This is a genomic window from Flavobacterium poyangense (assembly GCF_011751075.1).
Classification (GTDB): domain Bacteria; phylum Bacteroidota; class Bacteroidia; order Flavobacteriales; family Flavobacteriaceae; genus Flavobacterium; species Flavobacterium poyangense.
The window spans coordinates 150968-168218 of the sequence record NZ_JAALLN010000009.1 but is presented as its reverse complement, the minus strand read 5'-3'; the positions used below and the strand labels follow the sequence as shown (position 1 = coordinate 168218).

The 17251-nt window shown below is 32.8% G+C and carries 3 protein-coding genes; all 3 read right to left on the bottom strand.

Annotation, left to right across the window (positions count from 1 at the left end; genetic code table 11):
- Positions 1-4 precede the first annotated feature (4 nt).
- Genes G3A47_RS15050 through G3A47_RS15040 form a run of 3 tightly spaced genes read right to left on the bottom strand, consistent with a single transcriptional unit; the run spans position 5 to position 17220 of the window.
- Positions 5-2395 (bottom strand): TonB-dependent receptor domain-containing protein, encoded by a 2391-nt coding sequence (locus tag G3A47_RS15050; protein ID WP_166923740.1) that lies wholly within the window; start codon positions 2393-2395, stop codon positions 5-7.
- 57 nt (positions 2396-2452) lie between these two features.
- Entirely contained in the window at positions 2453-6079 is a 3627-nt protein-coding gene (locus G3A47_RS15045; RefSeq protein WP_166923738.1) for a beta-ketoacyl synthase N-terminal-like domain-containing protein, read from the bottom strand.
- Between the two features lie 38 nt (positions 6080-6117).
- Positions 6118-17220, bottom strand: coding sequence for a non-ribosomal peptide synthetase (locus tag G3A47_RS15040; RefSeq protein ID WP_166923736.1), 11103 nt, complete (start codon positions 17218-17220; stop codon positions 6118-6120).
- Positions 17221-17251: the final 31 nt, after the last annotated feature.

Here is a 17251-nt window from a genome sequence, read left to right as displayed (position 1 = left end):
CTTTTTATCTAACCCTGTCGTTTTCGGACTCTCCTGTTGCTGTATTTTTGTACGTTATTTTTTTAAGCTTTCCAAAATTATAAGACAAGGCAACTCTAACATAACTTGTATTGTACTCTCGATTATAATATATTTGAGTTTCACCTACATTATAATCACCGGAAGCTATGATGGAATGAAATATATCATTGGCAATTAATCGGCATCGTAATGATTTATCAAAGAAGCTTTTTTCTAAACCAATAGTTACATTGTATCTGCTTTTATCATAGTATAGTCCATAATATTTTTCGCCCAGATACCAGGCTAAGACCTCGATATTAAATAAATTTTGAACTCTAATTGTGTTGTTCGTATACAAATAGATTTGTGGTTTTGCAGACATTATTTGAAAATTAAACTGATCATCGATTAAATCAGTATAACGAAGACTTATATTGTTTGTAGAAGTCAGCCATTTATTAGAAATACTTTTCGAAACTGTTAAAAAGTAATTATGTCTTTCTTTTAAATTAATTCCTTTTAAAACATAACTGTTAGCATCGCTACCTCTTAATGCAGCTGCATCGATTGGATTGGTTGTATAGTCATAACCAATTTTGAAACCGTAACTATTATAGTTAGTACTCATTTCTAAAGAATGAGTTTTTTCAGGTACTAAATCCGGATTACCCTGAATAGATGTAAATTGATCCTGATATACGATATTAGGATTAAGTGATCTGTAGGGTACTCTGGTTATTCTTGAAGAGTAAGATGTATTTAAACTTATTTTATCTGATAGTTTTACATTTAACGAAGCATTTGGGAAGACATTCCAATACGTTTTTTTTATTAGATCCTGTGCTTGTTGTGACTCTACTGTTAATGAAAAATCGGTGTATTCTGTTCTTGCTCCTATACCATAAGAAATTTTATCATTAAACTTCCCTCTAAAATTCAAATAGGCCGCCGTAATATTTTCTACATATTTGAAGTCATTTGAAAGAGAAGGGTCAAGCGTAAAATCCTTACCATCATCGGAACTAAAAAAACCTAAAACAGATTTGTTGTCCACATAACTGATTTTAGCACCCGCTTCCCATATAGTACCGCTACTGAATACTTTAGTATAATCTATTTGACTACTTGAAATAAATATTTTATGATCTATTTCGTTTTTAAGAACCTCTGACGAATTAGTGTTTCCTTCACTTTTTGCAAATATAATATCGTCAATATTATATTTATAACCGGAAGATTGCGTACCAATAAAAAGTGAAGATCCCAATGTGTCCAGAACTGAATTATAATTTAATGATATCGAATTATTATAAGTTCCGTTATTTTTTCTAATATCACTCGTATATAACCCCACACCGGAATTGTTTGTAATCTTATTAACACTTTCCTGATTTCCTCCTAATTTTTCAAGATAGCCGCTATATTCTGCAGAGATGTAGTTTTTATCATTGATATCGTATTGCATTCCTACTCCGTAATTAGAATAGTTATCTAAGTTCCTGTTAAATTCTGTTTTTAAGTCAGAAATCAAAAAGTCTGCCTGAGCATCTCTTTTTCTTGTAGTCTTTAATATTTCACGGTCCCTCCCCAACTGAATAGAATAGTTACCCAATAAAGAAAGTTTACCCGATTTATAATTTAAGTTAGAGCTTGTAAAAGTGTTGAATCCGGCAAAATCTGAATAAGAAACATTCTGATTTACTAAGCCTTTATACCCTGCATCGGTATTTCTTTTTGTTCTAATATTCACAACAGCATTTCCTTCTGCATCGTATCTGGCAGAAGGATTGGATATAATTTCTATTTTATCTATCTGAGAGACCGCTATAGCAGAAAATTGCTCGCTGGTAATTTTTACGCCATTTAAATAAATTACTGCCTGACCTCTACCAAAAACTGAAACTCCACTTGCATCTACAATTAGACTTGGTGATTTACTCAATATTTCATTGAGAGAGTTACTGGCCGCAAGCACCGTATTGGCAACCTTAACTTCCAGTGTTCCGTCTGCTTTTTGTTTAACCAAAGGAGTTTTTGAACTCACTGTTACTTCATTAAGCTTAAGAGCGCCGTCTTTTACCTTAATGTTTCCCAATTCAATATTAGCTTTACCTTGATTTTTGACATTTATAAAAGTATCGACAAACTCTATTGAAGATAGTTTAATAATTACCTCTTCACTGTTTATGTCCGTTAGTAACAATTTCCCATCTAAGAAACTACTCCCTTTGATAATTGTAGAATCAATTACCGAAAGTGCTACTACATTTCCGAAAGCCGGTTCATTTTTTGAATTAAGAACTGTACCTGATATCGATTTGATTGCTTGCGAATTAGCGCTTAGTGATAAGAAAAAAAATACTGTGATTATTGTTCCTTTAAATAAATTCATTTTAAATTTTGCGTTTTATTGTTGATACTGCCGAAATGCTTTTTTATCTATAGCTTTTTATAAAATTTTGACTTCAGATACCTCATTTTTATTTTCATTTTTAAGGTCTCCTTTTAGATTGAATTTAACAATATTGTCTAAATAGTGAAGACGATCATAACTGTTTACAAAAGCCATATCGAGCTTGGCAATTATCTTCATCGTAGCTTCATTCTGAAAATTAAAATTATGCTCCTCTTCCGATTCACTTTGTCCAATTCTATATAAATTTAACCCGACGTTCATAGAATTTTTCTTTATTTGCTCTAGCTTTTGAACAAGCTCATGATCTTCAATTTTCTCAAGATAAATATCATTTTTCAGAAAAGAAGATACAATTTCACCAAATGAAAAACCTTTCTCTATATTGAGATGATAGGTTTTAAGGGAGCTAATATTAGTTAGGGCCATTTCTACAATTAAACCTGCCAAATGATCAACAGGAGTAAAAATGATTCCCGGATACCATTTCAGAATTTCATTTGAGTAATACCCCATGTCATGAAAATATTTTAACTTAAGGCTCATTAAATTTTTACTTAAATCCGAAGAAGTAAATCCATCCTCATATCTTCCTCCTACGTTTGGAATACGGAATACCTTTGCATTATTTTTAAAATTATCTTTAAGATACTCTTCTGCCAATAATTTTGAAGAAGCGTGAATTAAGCCACTTGTCTCCTGACCGACATTTAAATCTGTTTCATAGAAATTTTTAATTTCTTTTGGCATTGTTTGACCTACTATTCCTATCGTTGAGATAAAATTGAAGTTTTGAACGTTATTGGCATTTGCCCAATCGATGCAATTTTTGGTTCCTATGAAATTGATATGATCTTCAGCTTTGTATTGACTGACAAAAGATGGTGAACCTGCCACATGAAAAACAGTATCAACATTTGCAAGTAAATCGTTTTGTTCAACCCCAAAATTGGTTAATGCTAAATCTCCTTTGACAATTTGAATTCTTGAACTATGTTGAATTTTAAAATTCTGATTCAATATCGTCCAAAATTTATCATGCACCGAATTGTTATCGTCTCCTCTTACTAAGCATACAATTTGAGCGTTAGTATTCTTAAGTAAATACTCTGTCAAAAATGAGCCGACTAAACCTGTAGCACCTGTGACTACTATTTTTTTCGGTATAATTTTGCTGTACTCTTCAACTTCGATCTTTTTGTTTAACAGTTCGTAATCATTCTTCCTGATTTCATCATCAGTCACATTAACAACCTCTTTCTTCACCGTTTTAACTAAATCCTTAGCATTTATCTGATTCAAAATAAATTGAGACAATCCTTTGATAGTGGTATGATTGTACATTTCTTCATAAGAAATCTTAACTCCATTAATTTTACTTTCCACCTCACTCATCATATCTAATGCTGTAAGAGATGTTCCACCTAAATCAAAAAAATCATCCTCTACTTCAATTGCTGTGGTTTCCAGTATTTCACACCAAACCTCTTTGACAATCTCTGTAACTTGCGATAGTTCATATTTTGTTATTCCTGTAACAATAGTTGAACTCACTTTTTCCTGAACAATTTGTTTTGTCTCCGGCCAAAATCTTTTTAAATCAAAATAAGGAAGCTCTGAATCATGAAACAACGGATTAATTTTACTTTTAAGAGCACTGGCTCCCGCTATTACTATTTCGCTGTAAAGCTTAAAACGTTGCAAATCGGTTAGTGTACCGCTTATATTTACTACCTCTAACTTTAAATCATCGAATCGATCAGGATTTTTATTTGAAAAATCCAGCAGTATTACTTTATCTGAGGAATTGGCTGTCTCTAAATATTTTTTGAATGCTTCTTCATCGAAAAAATTATCATTAGTAATGTATAATTCAGGATTAGAAAGGAGTTCAAGAGGAGTTATTTTTTTATTTATCAACTGTTCGATAATACCTTCTCCTTTTCTGGTAATAAAATTTATTTTTTTATTCAGATTAGCTATCAGATATTTATATAAAACAAACTGAAAAAGTACAGTAAGAACTTTTTTATTCGTTATCGCATCTATTGAATAGGCTATGTTTTTATCCCATTGCAGGCTAATCAATTCATTTTCCTCGAGTATCGTCGTAATTATCTCTCTGTTATACTCTAATACATCCAAATCAAGAATATAAAAAACAGCATTTTTAGAAGTACTCTTTTCATCTGCTTTTAAATCGTTCTTCAGTGCATCCAACGAAGAGAAAACATAGGCCTGATTTTTGTCTTTTAACTGAAACAAACGATTTGTTTTATGGCAAAATTGACTTATTTGCTCTAAGTTTAAATTTTCAACCTTTGTTAAAATTTGCTTTTTTAAATTATCGAATCTTTCCTTAGTGTCCTCGCTGATTTGCAGATAGAAAAATTCTTGATTATTAGGCTGTCTTATTATTTCTTTTTGGGAAACCACCAGGTGTACATTGGTCCCTGTCAATCCGAAACTGCTAACGCCACCTGTTCGTTCTCCATTTGTACTTTCCCAACGACCAGTAGTATCCTGAATTTTAACCGGACTATTTTCGGTATTGAGGTGTTTATTTAATTTTTTGAAGTTCGCCTGTACAGGCAGAACTTTATTGTTTAAGGCGGCTACTAAACGAATTAAACCCGCTAACCCGCTTAAATAATCTAAATGCCCTACCTGTCCCTTAAATGAGCTTATGGAGCAAAGTGCGTTGAATTGATTATCTTCTAAAAAAGCAGCTTTCAGTCCCTCAAATTCTATAGGATCCCCCAGAATTGTTCCCGTTCCGTGGGCTTCAATAAATTTAATCTCATTGGAAGAAACCTGGGCATTATGCCATGCTTTTATAATTACATCTTTCTGAGCATCTGAACTTGGAGCTGTTAAACTTGAAATTCTGGCTCCTCCATGATTTATACCACTTCCTTTAATAATAGCATAAATTGGATCTTTATCTCTTTCTGCATCCTTTAGACGTTTCAGCACAATACAAACTGCCCCCTCCCCATTCATTAACCCATCTGCATCCTCATCAAAGGGCTTACAATGCTGTTTTTTGGAAACCACAGTTGATTCATCAGCAGCTTCTTTAGTAATTGCGCTAAATTTTACACCTCCAACTAAAGCCTTGTCACATTCATTAAAATTTAAACTGTGGATTGCATTGTTTACAGCAACCAAAGAAGAAGAACAAGTGGTGTCAACAGCTATAACCGGTCCACGCAGATCCAGAAAATTTGCTAATCTGGTTCCTTCAATTCCAAATAAGGCATCAAATTCATTAAAAGATAATTCTGAAAAATTAGAATAGGCAGATTTAGATGCTGTGTAAAAAATCCCTGTATTAGAGCCTTTTAAATCCTCTTCTACATATCCGGCATCATAAAATGATCTTAGAGCATGCAATAAAAATAATCGGTGCTCAGGAAACATTTTTATGGCTTCGCGTTCAGTGGTTCCAAAATATTTATTATCAAACTGGTCTATATGAGGCAGGTACCCGCCTTTAGACATTTCTAAATTCCCAAATCTATTGTAAATATCTTCTAAACGATTAGACGACAAATGATCTATATATGTTTTACTGTCTGTAAGAGACGCTGTTAAATCTTTCCAGTTTTTAATCCCGGGAAATTCAAAAGACATTCCAATTATTGCTATTGATTCTTGCATAATTTATTGAATTATAATTTAATACCAGAAGATAAAATCTAAAAACTCATTGTTTTTACAACTTCCTCTTCCTGATCTGTTTTAAGGTTTTTCTGGAGTATGAATGCTTGTTTTTTAATAGTCACATTATTAAACAATTCAACTATATTAATTAAAGTTTCAAATTCTTTCTGTAAATCATTTTGAAGTTTAACGACCATAATAGAGTTACCTCCTATTTCAAAAAAATTATCATTTATTCCTATTTTGTTAACCTGCAGTAAATTTTTCCATATTTCAACCAATTTCCTCTCCACATCATTGCTTGGTGGCTCATAAGTATCGGCAAACAAATCATCTATTTCCGGTAATTTCAATGCGTCCTTATCTAACTTTCCATTAATGGTTAATGGTAAAGTTTCCCTGCTAAGTATCAAACTTGGCAACATATATTCCGGAAGATGAGCCGCTAAATATTCTATTGTACTTTCCTTGCTGTATCCCTCTAACGGAACAACAAAAGCTACAATTCGCTTATTTTCTTCATCACCAATTGTTAGTACTGCAGCATTTTTAACATAGCCTGAATTAAGAATAGCCAGTTCAATCTCTTCCAGTTCTATTCTAAATCCTCTTATTTTGACCTGAGAATCGCTTCTTCCTAAAAATTCGATGCTACCATCGGGTAACCAGCGCCCTAAATCACCGGTTCTGTATAATTTGGTTTCAGAATTATAAGGGTTATCAATAAATTTTTCTGAAGTTAAATCTGCTCTGTTTAAATAACCTAATGATACTCCTTCTCCCCCAATACAAATTTCACCGAATAAACCAATAGGGGTCAAATGGGTAGATTCCGGATAAAAAATATAAATCTGACGATTGTCAATTGGTTTCCCGATAGAAATAAAAGTGTTTAAGTCTTTTACTTCATGGTACGTAGCACAAACCGTAGTTTCGGTAGGACCATAAGTATTGTATGTTTTAATTTTGTCCCATATCCTGTCAATATATTTCGGTTTTAAAACATCTCCACCACTAATCAAAACCCTGAATTTGAAATTATAATTATCGTATACTTCATTAATATACTGGATAACAAAAGGGTTTGTACTTAACACAGTAACGTTGTGTTTTTCGCATAAATCCAATAAATGATTAATATCTTTTCTCGATTCATTCATTACCAATGAACCTCCGCTAATAAGTATTGGAAAAATCTCTTCAATTGAAGTATCAAATGATGTACTTGACTGCTGAACAATACAATCGTCAGCATTAATGCCGAAATAATTTTTAAATGTTAGTACATAATCAACTAATGATCTGTGTAAAATAGGCACTCCCTTAGGTTTTCCTGTTGAACCCGACGTATAAATAATATAAGCGGTATCATTTGAATTGACGTTTATTTCAAATTCCTCTTTATAGTCCTCTTTATGGTCTCTAAAATCCTGAAGAATTTGATCCTGAACAACTACTTTACAATTACTGTCTGCATAAATTAACTCTTTTCTCGAAGCAGAATAATCAATGTCTATTGGCAAATAAACACCTCCTGTTTTCAGAATTGCCAGAAAAGATATAAGCATCGCGCTATCATTATTCAACTCAACTCCAACTACATCTCCATTAGAGATTTCAAATTTTTCTTTTAAGAAATTGGCAAATTGGTTTATCTCTTTATCAAGTTGGCTATAGGTAAATGTGACCTTGCTATCTATAATCGCTTTATTCGATTGATGCTTACGAACACTCTCACTAAACAATTCCAATATGGTGTTCTGCGTGTAAGGTATGGATGGTTTATTAAAAACAGTTAAAATTTCATGTTCTTCTTCACGAGAAATAAGAGCGGTTTTATCTACTGTATTTTCAGAAGCATCGATATAACTTAAAATAATGTTATCAATAAAATTATGAATTCTTTCTAAGGTGAAATCATTCTTAAATTCTCTTTGCAAAGTATAATTTACCACAAACCTGTTTCCTGAAGCATTTACATCTACGTCAAAATAAGTGTTGGTTGTCTCGTGCGACTTAATATTCAAATAATTTTGAGTCGTTTTCTGGTCCTTTTTATCAACTACATTAGTTTCCAATTCATCATAAATATGAAAATCAACATAATTAAAAAGCACATTAACTAATTGTGATTGATTCCCTGCTGCTGCATTAGCCAGTTTATTAATTTCTAAAAAAGTCAAATCTTCATAACTTTTTAAACTAATTAATTTGTCATCAATACTTCTAAAATATTCTTTCCAGCTAATGTTGTCAATATCCTCCAGTTTGTTTCTAACCGGTATCGTATTCAAAAAACACCCTAATACTTTATCTCCATCTTCAAGTGAGGGACGATTATTGCCTACTAAACCAATCATAAAATCATTCTCAGTAGACAGCAATTTTATAGTGTATACCAATGCACCATAAATTAGAGTTTTTAGTGAAATATGATCTTCCTTGCATTTTTTCTGCAATTTTTCTTTAATAGCTACATCGTAACTTTTTGAAAATTGCTGGTAAGTAGCTTTAGTATTAAAAATGTTAAGGTTTTGAACACTTTTAATTTCATTACCCCAAAATTCGATATTTTTTTGACATTGCTTTTTAAACAACTCTTCAATGACAGCCTCTTTATTAGACATTTTTAGAGCATCTACATGATAATCAGGGTTGTTTGATACTTGTTTGTAAATCTGAAACAACTCCGTATAAAGAGAAGCAACACTCCATCCATCTAAAATAGAATGATGGAATTGAAACAATAACACTTCATTAAAAGGTGAAACAGTAAATAAATTAATTCGCCAAAGTGGCGCAGCCGTAACATCAAAAGGAACTTTACGTTCTGAAACCATAAAATCATTAACAAATACTTCCTGTTCTTTTGAATTTAGAGTTTGAATATCTGATTGAATGATTTTAAAATCAACTTCTTTTCGGACAATTTGAATTTCTTCGCTATAATTTACCAAATCAAAACCGGTTCTCAAAATAGCATGTTTAGCTACTAATTTTGATAAGGCTTGCTCAAATAACTGCAAATCAACTTTTGGAATCTGAAATACAAACTGATCATGATAAGTTCCATTCGTCGGATTAATTGACGACAACAAGACCATCCCTTTCTGAATATCATGCATCGGATAGATGTCTTCGATTAAGTCACTATCTTCAATTACATTTAATACCTCGTATTTTAATTTCTCAACTTTCTCAATGATTTGCGCGCTTAAACGATCATCCTGATTCGAAATCCCTTCCGTTTTAGCTATTAAGTTACTTAAAGCTTCTATCGTATTGTTTTCGTACAAATCTCCGATTGTAATTTTATTTTTAATCGCTTTATTAATCTTGCTGATCAGTCGTATAGAAACAATAGAATCACCTCCTATACGAAAGAAGTTATCGCGAATACTTACTTTATCTAATTTTAAAACTTCTTCCCAAATAGCTGCCAATTCTGATTCTATCTGATTTCTTGGTGCCTGAAATGATTCTGAAAACAAATCCCCCCGATTGGATTCAGGCAACAGTTTTCTATCGAGTTTACCACTCGACGTTAATGGAAAACTATCCATCTCGATTACCACCCCCGGTAGCATGTACTCCGGTAATCGCCCCTTTAAATAAGTAAATAACTCTTCTTGCTGGTATCCTTCTTTTGGGATCACATAAGCAACGAGATACTTTCTTGCAAGCTCTTCTCCCTTAACTAAAACAGCAACATTATCAACAGAGCCGGATTCTAATATTCTGGTTTCTATTTCTCCAAGCTCTATTCGATTACCTCTTATTTTTACCTGGTTATCGATCCTGCCCATATAAAGTATTTCGCCATTTGGTAGCCATTTAGCCAAATCTCCCGTGCGATATACTCGTTCTCCTTCCTTAAAAGGACTGGCAATAAATTTCTCAGCATTCAGCTCAGGTCTGTTCAGATAACCTTGAGCAACCTGTACGCCTTCTATTAGCAATTCGCCCGGAACTCCTATCGGTTGAAGTGACAGCTGCCTGTCAACTATATATATACTAGTGTTTGCAACCGGTTTACCTATAGTAACTCCTGACTCATTTGTGTCTACATTTGTTAAATCGATGTAAGTAACATCAATAGCCGCTTCAGTCGGGCCATATAAATTATGAATATGAACTCCTGGTAATTTCTGTTTAAACTCCTCTACCATAATACCCGGTAAGGCTTCTCCGCTGCAAACCACATGTTTTAAGCTCCTACACTTTTCTGCGTCTAACTCTTCAAGGAAAATTCCTAACATCGAAGGAACAAAGTGCATGATACTTATCTGGGAACGCGCTATCAAATCCTGAATATAGGACGGATCTTTATGCCCTTCGGGTTCTGCAAATACCAGGCAGGATCCTGTAATAGACGGCATTAAAAGTTCCCAGACCGATACGTCAAAAGTATAAGGTGTCTTTTGTAAAATTACATCCTCCGGACTAATTTTAAGATCATCACGCATCCATAATAATCTGTTGTAAAGCCCTGAGTGGTTATTTAATACCCCTTTTGGATTACCGGTCGACCCTGAGGTGTAAATAGCATAAGCCGTATTGCTTCCGGAAATGCTGATACCCTCAACTGTTTTTGCATAATTGTCTTTTTCGATTTCAAAAGTTTTCAGGAATTCATCATCTATGCAGAGTTTATATCCGCTGTCTGATTTGATGTATTCTAATCTCTCCTCAGGGTAACTTGTATCTACAGGAACATAAGCCCCACCTGCTTTTAAAATTCCTAATATTGCAACAAGCATATTGGAACTGCGCTCCAGTTTTATCCCTACTAAATCATTTGATTGAACAGCATGAAGTGTTCGAAGATAATTTGCTAATTGACTTGTAACCGTATCCAGTTCAGAATAACTTAATACAGTTTTGCTACAAGAAACTGCTGTTTTATTTGGAAATTTAGAAACTGTAACCTTGTACAGGTCTAATAAAGTGATTTCTTTCTCTTCCGGGAAAGTATTTATTTCAGCTGTTTTGCCAGAAATGTTTTCCTTATTTGCAGTAGAGAAAAGACTCTTTTGGTTTCTTCCAAAATCAGTTTCGGTAGCATTAAATCTATTAAAAATGATGTCTTTTTCATCATCGGTTATGCAGGCAATATCCCCTATTGCTTTATTAGCAGAATCAACAAAATAATGCACAACATTAGAATAATGTGTTGACAGATTTTGCATTAACTCTTCATCAAATTTATTGCTATTAAATTTAAATTGAATTTGTAAAGACTCCTTTGACGGTACTACAAGAATATTAAAATCATAATTTGTTTGCTCAAATACACCAACAGATTCAATTGTTATTTTTTCTTCAGTCCCAATATCAGATCCTGAAGCCGATACGGTTTCTTCTATCGGAAAATTTTCAAAAATCATTATATGATTAATCAAACTTGAATCTGATTCGCTTTGAGACTGAATTTTGGCTAAACTGACATAATGATGTGAATTGCTATCAATAGCTTCTTTTTGTATTTCTTCCAAAAGTTGTACAGGCGTACTTTCGTTTTCGTATTTGACTCTGACCGGAATTGTATTAATAAACAATCCTATCATATTCTCAACTCCGTTTAAATGCGCAGGTCGACCCGAAACTACTGATCCAAAAACAACGTCATTATCATTGCTATATTTTGATAAAAGTACTCCCCAGGCAGTTTGTAAGAATACATTTTGTGTAACCGATATTTTTTTACACAATTCATCTATTTGTTTAAATAACTTACCCTCTATTTTTAGTGCTACTATAGCATCTCTATACTCCTTATTCGCTTTTTGTTTAACGAACGGAATAGCGGCACTGTTACTATAATCCTGAAGTTGATTTTTCCAATAGGCAAAAGAATCGACTGTATTTACTTTTCTTAACCACTTAATATAATCTGAATAGGGTTTAGGTTTCGGGATATCAGCCGGAATACCTTGATTTATTGCTTTTAGTATTAGGTTAAAATCGCCGATTAATTTGCTCATACACCATCCGTCCATAAGAATATGGTGATGACTCCATATAAATTCAAATTGGTTGTTTCCTAAACTAAGCACTTTTAGGCGCATCAATGAATCATCAGACAAATTAAAGCCTTCTTCTCTGTCTTCAACCTTATACTTTTCGATATAATCTTCAAGACTACTTCCCTTTAAATTAGGATCTACCTCATCAAAGATAAAATTTGCCTTTACTTCTTTACGAACAATTTGCAAAGGAATATCCACCAGATCATTATTAAAATGAGTTCTCAATACGGAATGAGAATCAACTAATTTCTGATAGGCGTCAGCAATAACGTCAATTCCAATCTGACTTATTTTTAGTTTATAAGAAATCTGCTCAAAGTACAACGATTTAGAACTATTGGTTAACCAATGAAAATATATTCCCTTTTGTAAAGGAGATAACTCATATACATCTTCAATAGTACCATCTGAATTTATCAGTTCTAATTCTTTGCTTGTCAAATCAGAAAACGTTAAATCAGAAGGAGTCTTGCTGCTGTGTTTTTTACTTGAAACGTTTTGGATAAGATCAGTAAGATACTTTTTGTAAGCTGCCATTAAGGATATTATTTCTTCTCTGACAAAACTGGCCGTATCAAAAGTAACACTCATATACAATTTACCTGATACTATTGAACCTGATACATCAAGAAGAACACCATCTGTATTTTTCCCGGAAATATTCTGACCTATTGATTCATTAGAATAAACAAACTCGGCGTCATTATTATTTGATTTAAAAGAAGAATCAAAGTCACCCAGAAAATTAAACAGAACGGAAGGAGAAAAGGATAAATGATGGTAGGATTCATTTAAATATTTTAAAATTCCAAAACCAATTCCCTTATTAGGTATTTTTCTTAAATCGTCTTTCACCTTTGTTAAAACCTCAACGGCATCACTCGTATTAGTCAAATCTAACACTACAGGGTAAAAAGTACTGAACCATCCCACTGTTCTGCTGATATCTACTTTGTCAATGATTTCTTCTCTACCATGCCCTTCCATTTTTAAAATGGTTTGGTTGCAATTGAAGATCTCTTTTATTGCCAAACCAAGTCCGGCCAGCAAAACATCATTGATTTCGGTATTGTAAATTTGATGAAAATTAGTTTGCAGCAATTGTGTGCTTGTTTCATCTAAACTAAAGTCTATCTTTTCTTTGATTTGCTCTTTTCGTTTATCAAAACTCTTTATTGTAGCTATATTTTTCTCGCAAATTGCTTCCCAATACTTTGCTTCACTCAATACTTCGCTGCTGTAAGCATACTCTTTTTGAAGTAGAGCCCAGCGCTGAAAAGAGTCCGTTTTTAAAGGCAACTTAAACGTTTCATTTGCCAATCCTTGTTTGTATAGTGCAAAAAGATCTTCAATCAATATTCTCCATGAAACACCATCTACAACTAAATGATGTATTATAATGGCAATTCGATCTCCATCGTTGAGTTTAAAATGTGCCACTCTAATTAAAGATCCGCTACTGAGATTAAACGATGATTGAAGTTCTTCGGCTATCCCTTTTAATTTGTTCAATGGATCCTCCGAAGTCGTTAAATCGTATGTCGGAATTTGAAGGTCTATACTTTCAGAGGAACCATTAATTTGCTCCCATCCGTCATTGTTTTGATTAAAAGTTATTCTCAATGCGTCATGGTTTGTTAACATCATTATTAAACTTTGACGCAACAACTCTACATTGACCTGATTTTTACTTTTGAGTAAAATAGATTGGTTGAAATGGTGAGGCAGCTCAAAAGTTTCAAACAAATAATGTTGGATAGGCGTTAAATCTACCTTTCCAAAAACCTCTGACTGATCAATCTTTTGCACATCGGTTTTCAAAAGTGCTGCTAATTCTTTTAAAATTGGCGTTCTCAAAACATCTTCAACTTTTAATGCATATCCCATTTGTTTTAAACGTGATACGATTTGAATTGACTTTATAGAATCTCCCCCAACATTATAAAAACTATCATTGATACTAATTTTTTCCTTATTTAAAATGTCTTTACAGACATCTATAAGCGCTTTTTCTTCGATACTTTCAGCTTCTGCATAAAGAACATTGTTAGTTAACTCTGTTTGATCTGATAGTAATAATTCTTTTTTATTGGCCTTTCCACTAGCGTTCAACGGAATTTGCTCAATTTGTATAAATTGAGAAGGAATCATATAATTAGGCAACTTATCCATCAAAAAGTTTCTTAAATCGGATACGTTTTGCTCTTTTTGAGAAACAATATAGGCCACTAAACTTTTCTCTCCACCTGCAGTTTCTTTAGCCAGAACCACAGCGTTATCAATATCATTTTTAGATTTTAAATAATACTCTATCTCACCAAGTTCTATTCTAAAACCTCTTATTTTAACCTGATCATCAATTCTACCCAGGAAATTAATATTTCCGTCCTCTAACCATTCGGCTACGTCTCCGGTATCATAAATTAGCTCATTCTTTTTAAAAGGATTACTAATAAATTTTTCTTTCGTTAGTTTTTCATTATTAAGATAACCTCTTGCTAAACCGACTCCTGCAATATATAATCTGCCTTTAACTCCTTTTGGAACTATATTTCCATAAGAATCTAAAATTAAAATTTGCGTGTTATCAATAGGTTTTCCTATTGGTATTATCTGATCATTTCTTTTAATTCCGCAATCATAGTAAGTAACATCTATACTTGCTTCTGTTGGGCCATACAAATTCATTAATGAAACTTCCGGCAGCAAATCAAAAAACAAATCGCTGTCTGTTTTAGAAAGTGCTTCTCCGCTTGTAAAAACCTGTTTTAATGACTTTAGTTTGACTACCTCCTCAGGGAAATGAACTAAATACTCTAAAAAAGAAGACAGCATAGAAGGTACAAAGTGCATCACGGTGACTTTATTAGACGCGATAGTATCAATGATTGCGCTTGGTTCTTTTTCTTTGTCCGGCGCTAACAAACAAACTTTAGAGCCAAAAATACTCCACCAAAATAATTCCCATACGGAAACATCAAAAGTAAAAGTTGTTTTTTGCAGGATAACATCAGATTCATCAAGACTATAGGCCTTCTGCATCCAGATCAATCGGTTTATTAAAGAATGATTTTCTATCATTACTCCTTTAGGATTACCTGTTGTCCCAGAGGTATAAATAGTATAGAGTAAAGAATTAGGATTGCAATTTATTTCTAAATTATCTGTAGCATAGCATTCTGATTCTGTTTCGTATTCCTTTATAAAACTATCATCAATAACTAATTTACATTTTGAATTTTGTTCAATATACAATCTTCTCTCACTTGGATATTTTGGGTCTATTGGCACATAGGCTGCCCCGGCTTTTAAAATCCCATATATTGCCAGCATAAGAGTTTCTGATCTTTGCAACGCAACACCAACGATATCATCCGGAACTACATTATACTTTTCTCGCAAATAGGCTCCTAACTGATTCGATTTCGCATTTAACTCCTCATAGGTAATGATAGAATCATTTGCCATTACAGCAATTCCTTTTGGATTTTTTCTAACCTGTTCTTCAAACAATTCAACAACTGTTTTATCTTTTGGGTAGGGTACAGTAGTCGTATTAAATTCGTTTAACAATTCAATCTGCTCTGATTCCGATAAAAAAGTAATGTTTTTTAGTTCTATTTTCGGATTTTCAATTACAACTTCGCAAATTTTGATAAAGTGATTCATCAAAGAAGTAATGACTTCTCCGGTATATAAATCAACATTGTAATTGATATTTAAACTTAAGCTTCCTTCCTCTTCAATGAAAACAATTTCTAAGTCCAGTTTTGATTTTGACTCCCCTAAATTTTGGACTCCTTCTTTTCTTACTGCCTCTTTCTTTGTATTGTTCTCATTAAAATTCTGATAAACAAATAGTATATCAAATAGCAAATTCCTGCTAGGATCTGATTTAATATTTAAATCTTCAACTAAACAGTCAAAAGGATAATTTTCGTGCTCAAAAACAGACTGCACATTTGCTTTAATGCTTTTGTAATTGTCTATAAATGCAGCTTCCGGATCTAGTTTGGTTCTTAAAACCATCGTATTGATATAACATCCGATTTGATTCTGTAATTGATGATGACTTCTTCCGGCAATAGGAGTCCCCATTACGATATCAGTTTCATAGGTATATTTATACAATAAAACATTAAAAAGTGCATAATAAAGATTAAATGGCGTACTGTCATTTTCTTTGCAAAACAAATGCACCTTATCAGTCAATTCAGCAGGCAATAAAGTTCTTAAAATAGTACCATTGTACGATTTTATTTTTGGTCTGCCTGTAGTACCGGGCAGTTGTATTCTTGGTAAATCTCCTTCCAGATAGGTTTCAAAAAAAGAAATATGTCCGGATTGGTTTTTCTTAAGCTCTTTTATTTGCCATAGCGTAAAATCTTTATATTGAATGTCTAATTCAGAAATTTCCGGTAAATTTTCGTTGCTATATGATTCATAAAACGCCAAGGCATCTTTTATAATAATACCTTGTGACCATCCATCAGATATGATGTGATGCATATTGTAATAAAATATGTATCTGGCATCTGAAAGTTTAAATAAAATAGCTTTCAGCAAAGGTCCATTCTCTAAATCGAAGATTATCGAATTTTCAAATTGCACCATTTTTCTAAATTCCTCTTCCGAATCTTTACCGGTACTTAAATCAATAAATCTCAATTTAAAGTTACTATTCTCATAAGGCACTACTTTCTGAAAAACTTCCAGATCCTTTTGTATAAAAACGGTCCTAAGTATTTCATGTTTTTTAATAACTGAACCTATAGCCTTCTCAAACTTTTCTATATCTATTTCATTATTCAGATTAAAAGTCATCGGCATAGAATAAGCTAAAGAAGCTTCACTTTGCTGACTTAAAATCCACATTCTTTTCTGAGCATAAGATACAGGATACAAATCGGCTATATCAGCTGTATCGATTTCAGAATTTGTTTTTTGACTTTTTGCATTTAAATAATCGATTAAAGATTGTTTGTTCTCACGAATTTTATTTACCAAGTCCTCATTTATAGTGGGATTAGCAGAGAACATTTTTAATTTCCCATCCTTAACTTCAAGCAATATGCCTGCCTCGACAAGTTCGTTTACTAGATTATTCATTGCTTTTTGAAATTTTTATATATTGTTTTTA

Excerpts from the sequence above, each read along its gene's own strand:
- G3A47_RS15050 (WP_166923740.1), bottom strand. The coding sequence starts at position 2,395 with ATGAATTTATTTAAAGGAACAATAATCACAGTATTTTTTTTCTTATCA.
- G3A47_RS15040 (WP_166923736.1), bottom strand. The coding sequence starts at position 17,220 with ATGAATAATCTAGTAAACGAACTTGTCGAGGCAGGCATATTGCTTGAA.
- G3A47_RS15045 (WP_166923738.1), bottom strand. The coding sequence starts at position 6,079 with ATGCAAGAATCAATAGCAATAATTGGAATGTCTTTTGAATTTCCCGGG.